The sequence below is a fragment of the Clostridium sp. MSTE9 genome (genome assembly GCF_000277625.1).
GTDB lineage: Bacteria > Bacillota > Clostridia > Oscillospirales > Acutalibacteraceae > Faecalispora > Faecalispora jeddahensis.
The window spans coordinates 39,815-45,929 of record NZ_AKFU01000009.1 but is presented as its reverse complement, the minus strand read 5'-3'; the positions used below and the strand labels follow the sequence as shown (position 1 = coordinate 45,929).

At 52.4% G+C, this 6,115-nt stretch carries 7 protein-coding genes; 4 read left to right on the top strand and 3 right to left on the bottom strand.

Annotated features, from left to right (window positions below; all coding sequences use genetic code 11):
- Positions 1-191: hypothetical protein (locus HMPREF1141_RS17615; RefSeq protein ID WP_207636034.1), on the top strand; the 191-nt coding region annotated here is incomplete at its 5' end.
- 155 nt (positions 192-346) lie between these two features.
- Here the strand turns inward: HMPREF1141_RS17615 and HMPREF1141_RS01915 are convergent.
- From HMPREF1141_RS01915 to HMPREF1141_RS01905, 3 genes are all read right to left on the bottom strand, one after another.
- Positions 347-1,558: a GNAT family N-acetyltransferase gene (locus tag HMPREF1141_RS01915; RefSeq protein WP_009060445.1), complete on the bottom strand. Its 1,212-nt coding sequence runs from the start codon at positions 1,556-1,558 to the stop codon at positions 347-349.
- Between the two features lie 20 nt (positions 1,559-1,578).
- Entirely contained in the window at positions 1,579-2,409 is an 831-nt protein-coding gene (locus tag HMPREF1141_RS01910; RefSeq protein WP_009060371.1) for an aldo/keto reductase, read from the bottom strand.
- A 243-nt stretch (positions 2,410-2,652) separates the two neighbouring features.
- Positions 2,653-3,471: a MerR family transcriptional regulator gene (locus tag HMPREF1141_RS01905; RefSeq protein ID WP_009060414.1), complete on the bottom strand. Its 819-nt coding sequence runs from the start codon at positions 3,469-3,471 to the stop codon at positions 2,653-2,655.
- A 122-nt stretch (positions 3,472-3,593) separates the two neighbouring features.
- Between HMPREF1141_RS01905 and HMPREF1141_RS01900 the strand changes: the two genes are divergently transcribed.
- From HMPREF1141_RS01900 to HMPREF1141_RS01890, 3 genes are all read left to right on the top strand, one after another.
- Positions 3,594-4,367 (top strand): YitT family protein, encoded by a 774-nt coding sequence (locus HMPREF1141_RS01900; RefSeq protein WP_035316397.1) that lies wholly within the window; start codon positions 3,594-3,596, stop codon positions 4,365-4,367.
- Positions 4,368-4,829: 462 nt separating this feature from the next.
- Complete coding sequence (locus HMPREF1141_RS01895) at positions 4,830-5,396, top strand: glycerol-3-phosphate responsive antiterminator (RefSeq protein WP_009060405.1); 567 nt, start codon at positions 4,830-4,832, stop codon at positions 5,394-5,396.
- Between the two features lie 192 nt (positions 5,397-5,588).
- Positions 5,589-6,104 carry a flavin reductase family protein gene (locus HMPREF1141_RS01890; protein ID WP_009060416.1) on the top strand — a complete coding sequence of 172 codons (516 nt, stop codon included), beginning with the start codon at positions 5,589-5,591 and terminating at the stop codon, positions 6,102-6,104.
- Positions 6,105-6,115 lie beyond the last annotated feature (11 nt).

Genomic DNA, 6,115 nt, shown 5'->3' with positions numbered 1-6,115 from the left:
ACCCGGACGATTCCGGCTTCACGCTGCTTGGTTTAATTGGTTCTTTGGAGCCTTGGACTGTCGGGCACAGCCAAGGCATTCTGGCGGTAGAGAAAGGAACAGAGCTTCTTACTTGCCGCCGGGATTCCCGTCAAGCGATTCGGGCAATTCCAGCGCGGTCCTTGCAGGGGAATTTGTATGCAAAAAGCTGAATAGTAATCTCTGTCTTCAGGAAGGGGAAGCTTGTCTACCCCAGGTTCCGTTTCTCTTTGTTATAATAATACAGAAAAAATATGTGTAAGTTGTTTATAAAATATGAATTTTTTTAAAACAAAAATAATTCTTATTTTTAGAAACGGATTTTGAATTAAAAATAGTCCGAAAAATAGGGTGTTTGCTGCTCAATAGCGTCCTCCAACATGTCTACCGTTTCGGGGCTGCAGTGAATCCGGCCGATCTTATGCAGGTAGTCGGGCCGCTTATAGCCCAAAAGCATGGTCGTCATGGTCTGAATATCGATTCTGTCGCCGCTTTGCCGGGTGCTGTGCGCAATACTTCCCTTGCCCTCCGGGGTGATGCTCAGCGTGAAAATGCCCTGATTCCACGAAAACATCGGATCGTCGAGCGTAAAAGTCCATTCGCGCACACCGGTGTCCGGTTTGAAAGGGTACTGGGCGATGAACTGCTCGATGTCTACAATGCGCGCCATAATGTAAGGGGAAATCGTCTCTTTGATGTCCGCGTCCTCCAGCAGGAACGCCAGCGGTTCATCGGTGTAAATGTCGCCGATCACCTTCGAGATCATGGAAAAATGTGCGCTGATAAAGTTCCACAGGCCGCTGCGGGCCGCTTCGTCCACAAAGATCATGTCCTTGATGCGAAAGACCTCGTCCGAAATCCAGTACAGCACATAGCCGTCCGGTTCTCCCTTTTCATTGTAATAGATCGCCGCCATCAGGTCGTCCAGATCCCATCGCCAGTATTCGTCCCAGGCCAGGTCGTCGCGCAGCATGGCGCCGTGCGTCTGCATCGCGTAGCGGTGGTAGGCCTGCCGCAGCTCTTTGCTCTCCGGGTCTACGCGCTCTACCTCGCCGGGAACCTGTTTGTTTTTCGGCAGCTGGTAGTCGTTGATTTCATAGGTGATGCGGTCAGAGACGATCTCCCATCCCTTTCTGCGGTAGTAGGGAATGGAGTAGGGGTACAAATAAGAAATGGACTGCTTTTTGTTCCGCATGTTTTCCAGCGCCTTGTACAGCAGCTTGTGCATCAGACCCTGATTCGAATATTCCGGGTAGGTGCCGACGCCCGTCAGGCCGCCCATGTCGTAGGTGCGGTCAAAAATGCGCACCTGAAACGGGTACACCGCCACCTGCGAAATCAGCTTGTCGCCGTCAAACCACCCCAGCACGTCGGCCCGCTGCAGCACTGGAAATTTGGTTTTCATGATTTCTTCATCTTCCCAGCCGGTCTGGTGCAGCTCCCGGTCAGTGACCTGAAAGACATACCGCAGCAGCTGATTGTATTGCTCCAGGTGTTTCACGCTCACCGGCTTCATTTTCAGCTGTTTTCTTCTGCTCATAAATGCTCCTTTGTCTTCGCTTACAGCATATCCAGTTCGGTTTTTTCCGTCGGCGGGGCAAAATCCAGATCGATCCGCCGCAGCTCCTCCGGTGCCAGCCGGATATTCAGGCTGTTCAGATTTTCCGCTACATGCTTTACATTCGAAGCTTTTGGAATGGCGACGACATTTTCCTGCCGGGCCAGAAACGCCAGCATGATCTGATAAATGGAAACGTCGTGCTCCGCGGCGATCTCCCGGAGCGCGGTGCTCGACGCAATCGCACTGCGGTAGCGCGTGCTGTGCGCCAGAGGGGAATAAGCCATCAGCGGAACATGGTGCCCGCAAAGCCAGGGCAGAAGATCGAACTCAACCCCGCGCGAAGCGATGTGGTACAGCACCTGGTTCGCAGCGCAGGCGTTCCCGCCCGGCACGCTCCAAAGCTCCTCCATATCGGCAACATCAAAGTTCGAAACGCCCCAGCGCCGGATACAGCCCTCCCGCTGCAGCTCTTCAAAGGCCGAAACGGTTTCTTCCAGCGGCACATTGCCGCGCCAGTGCAGCAGGTACAAATCAAGGGTATCGATGCCCAGACGACGCAAGGACGCGTGGCACGCCTCTTTCATTTTCTTCCGTGATGCGTTATGCGGGTAAACCTTAGAGACCAGATACAGGGAATCCCGGCGTACGGGGCGGATAACCTCGCCTACCAGAGTCTCCGAACTGCCGCTGCCGTACATCTCGGCGGTGTCGATCAGCGTCAGGCCGTTTTCGATTCCGAAAGAGAGCGCCCGGCGTTCTTCCAGGTCGGGGGTGCGGTTTTCTGCCATCTGCCAGGTACCCATTCCCAGTTTATAATCGCTCAGCTCCATGTGTGTTATTCCTCTCTTTCCGTTTGTTCTTTCAGGAGTGATTTGCTTCTGGAAGCATTCCTTCTCAAAAAAGCCTCCGTACTCCTTTCCCGCCAAAAGCGGGAGAAGAATCGCTGTTTCATGGAAAAGTGCTTTTCCAATGATTTGATTCTATTATAACCCTTTTCGGGTGGTCTGCGTCAATTGAAAAATAGATGCGAAAGGAAAAACTTTTGCCGGAATCTTCCGATTTTGGTTTTACCCTTACAGCGCAGCGCCTGTTTCCACAGGAATCTGAATCTCTGTGAGAAACTCCTGCGGCAGGATCGTGTCGCGGTTGTCGATGAGATACAGCTCAAACGGGTCGCCGGTCACCCGCAGCCGCGCCGCTTCGGCATGGCGCAGCGCTTCCCAGATTTTGCCGGGGCTCTGCGCATATTCGCCGCGGTAGCAGCACGTCAGGTACAGCCCGGCGGGCAGAATAAAATCGGATTCCTCATCACCCGGCGGCAGCAGAAAGAACACTGAGCGGAATACATTTTCCAGTCCGTTGTCCAAATCCTCCCGCGAAACCTGTGCGCCGATCGCCTGATTCCCAAAATCCTGAATGCGGCTTTCGTGTGTTCGGTGCAGCTTTTTGATGGCAAAGTCCATTTCCTCGTCGCGGGTGATGTATTCATTCAGCCGCAGGCATGGCCGCGCGGGGAATTCCCGAACCTCGAATACGCCGGGTGTGACTCTCTGCGCCTCGGTGAGCGAGCGGATGCGCTTTTGCAGGGATTCCTCCCGGTTCTTCAGCTCCTGCAGCTGCCGGTGCAGCAGCTGGTGCTCCTCCTCCAGCATCGTCAGCGTGTGGCCAACGCTCTGCTGCTCCAGGTATTCCCGAATCTGCGGCACCGAAAAATCGAGCCGCCGCAGATCGCGCAGGATGCTCAGCTTGTAAATATCCTTCAGGCCGTACATGCGGTAGCCGTTCTCGGCGCGCCGGGGCCGCAGCACGCCGATCTTTTCATAGTAGCGCAGCGAATCCGCACCGATTCCGTACAGCTTTGCAATTTCACTGATTTTATAATATTCTTTCATAGCAGCGCCGCCTTTCGGAAAAACTGGGCTTGACATTCGTATTGTACCAGAGTTTATACTGAAAAGGTAGTGAATGCGGAAGGATGAAATGCGCGACTCTATTTTTAGAAAGGCAGATTACGATGACGGTTACGAATAGACTGAGAGAGATTTATCAAAAAAATAAGGAATTATTTACCGCAAAGCGGATTCTATTGATTATGCTCGGCACTGCGATCGGCTCCTTTGGCATTACGAATATCCACCAGAGAGTAGATATCACCGAGGGCGGCGTGTTGGGCATGATTCTGCTTTTGAACCACTGGACGGGTCTTTCGCCGTCCATCCTTTCCCCATTGCTCGATCTGCTGTGCTACGCGCTGGCGTTCCGGCTGCTGGGGTGGGATTTTATCAAGGTCTCTGCGGTTTCCACCGTCAGTCTGGCGGCGTTTTTCCGGTTGTGGGAGCAGTTCCCTCCCCTGCTGCCCGATCTGTCCGGCTATCCGCTGCTGGCGGCGGTGCTGGGGGGAATGTTCGTCGGCATCGCCTGCGGGCTGATTTTGCGGCAGGGCGGCTCGAGCGGAGGAGACGACGCTCTGGCGCTCATCATTTCAAAGCTGACACGCTGCCGGATTGCGCGGGCCTATCTTGCGACGGACCTCAGCGTGCTGCTGTTTTCTCTTTCCTATATTCCGCTTGAGCGCATCGCTTATTCGCTCGTGACGGTAACGGTGTCATCTTTTTTGATCGACTTTGTGCACAACGCGGGCCGCAGCCCGGCTCATCAGGAGAGTGCGGTCTGCGGGGAAGAGGAACCGACGGAAGCTGAGGAACCGGTGGAAGCTGAGGAACCGATGGAAAACACGGAAGAGCCGGATTCCTTTGATCAGGCGCTGGAGGAAGTATCGGAGTGCTGACCATACACGGCTGGTGTACCCGGTCATTTTGCATGGGGATTTCTGAAAAATTCAGCAACTTTTTCATACGGGAGAGACAGCTCCGCTGCCCGGCAGCCAAGGGAAGAGGGGACGGAAAAGGAGAGCCGATTACTTTGTGAATAAAAAAGCAATTTATGTGAATAATTTATCAAACGTCAGGAAAGGCCATTTGCTCTAATTTATGGTAATAGCACCAGAGGAACTCTGTGTATTTTGTATGTTTTGTGTCTTGCAATTCAAATGGAAACAGGGTATAATGCTTAAAAGATAAGAAATACATTGTGTATAGGTACCAAATGTCTGCGTTGAGAATTGTGACGTGCAGAAAACGGCCTGGCCGTTTTTTGTGCGCTTTTTTATTCAGTTTTTCTTTCTTTTTGCATATAAATAGTACCGAGATGAAATGTAGGGAAAATAGAAAGAAAACCATGAGGTAGATGAATGAATCAGGAATTTGTAGAAGCACTGGAACGAAACCCTGTGATTGCAGCGATCTTTGACTCTTCCGACCTGGAGGAAGCGCTGGCGTCGCCGTGTGAGGTGATCTTTCTTTTATCCGGGAATATCTGTGAGCTGAAAGAACTGATCCATAGAGTACATGCGGCGGGAAAGAAGATGTACATACATATCGATCTGTTGGAGGGAGTCGCGAACGATCGCAGCGCGATTCAGTTTTTGAAAACACATTTCTATCCCGACGGAATCATTACGACCAAGGCCGTTGTGGCAAAACATGCGAGGGAAGAGGGTGTGTTCGTCATTCAGCGCTTTTTCCTTCTCGATTCCAAATCCTATGAAACCGTGCGCAAAACCGTGAAGAACGGCGATGCGGACGCGATTGAGATTCTGCCGGGAATTTTGCCGGAGATCATTCATCAGATCAGTCAGTGTTCGTCGGTGCCGGTGATTGCAGGCGGCCTGATCCGAACCAAAAAGAACGCGATGGATAGTCTGGCCATGGGGGCCATGGGAGTTTCCACCAGCTGTAAAACGCTTTGGAATATGTAGCGCCCTTTTATCCGGAAGGCCGCTGCGTTTGACAATTGAATCAAAATGCGAGAAATGAGAGCAGCAAAAAACGAAGGGGGCAACCCCTCTGGTTTTGCTGCTCTTTTTACAAATCCGGCAATATGACAGGGGAACCCGCGTTTGCAGAGCAAACGCATGGTATATAAAAATATGGAAATAGGAGGTATCAGCATGAATTATGACGGACTTTCCAAATTGGGGTACGGCGTTTATCTGGTAGGCGCGCCGGACGGCAAGGGAGGAGGCAACGCGCTGCTGGCGAACCTTGTGATGCAGGTTTCCAGCGAGCCGCTCATGGCTTGTGTGTGCATCGGGAAAGAAAACCTGACGCATGATCAGATCGCTGCCGCCGGGAAGTTTAACATTTCGGTTGTGGGGGAAATGGCCGATATGGAATTTTTACAGTTGTTTGGATTTTCAAGCGGACGCGATACCGACAAACTGGCGCAGACAGAAAACAGGGACTACAACGGCTTCCCGACCGTAGTACAGAACTGCGTGGCCCTTTTGGAGTGTGAGGTGACCGGTCAGACAGACTGCGGCGCTTCCACCGTGTATTTTGCAAATGTACTGTCCACCCGCACCCTGGCACCCGGAAAAGCGATGACCAGCGCCTATTACCACGATGTAATGGAAGGCAAGGCCTCTCAGAAAGCCCCCGCTTGGGCGGCACGATATGAAAAGTAATAGACGCATCA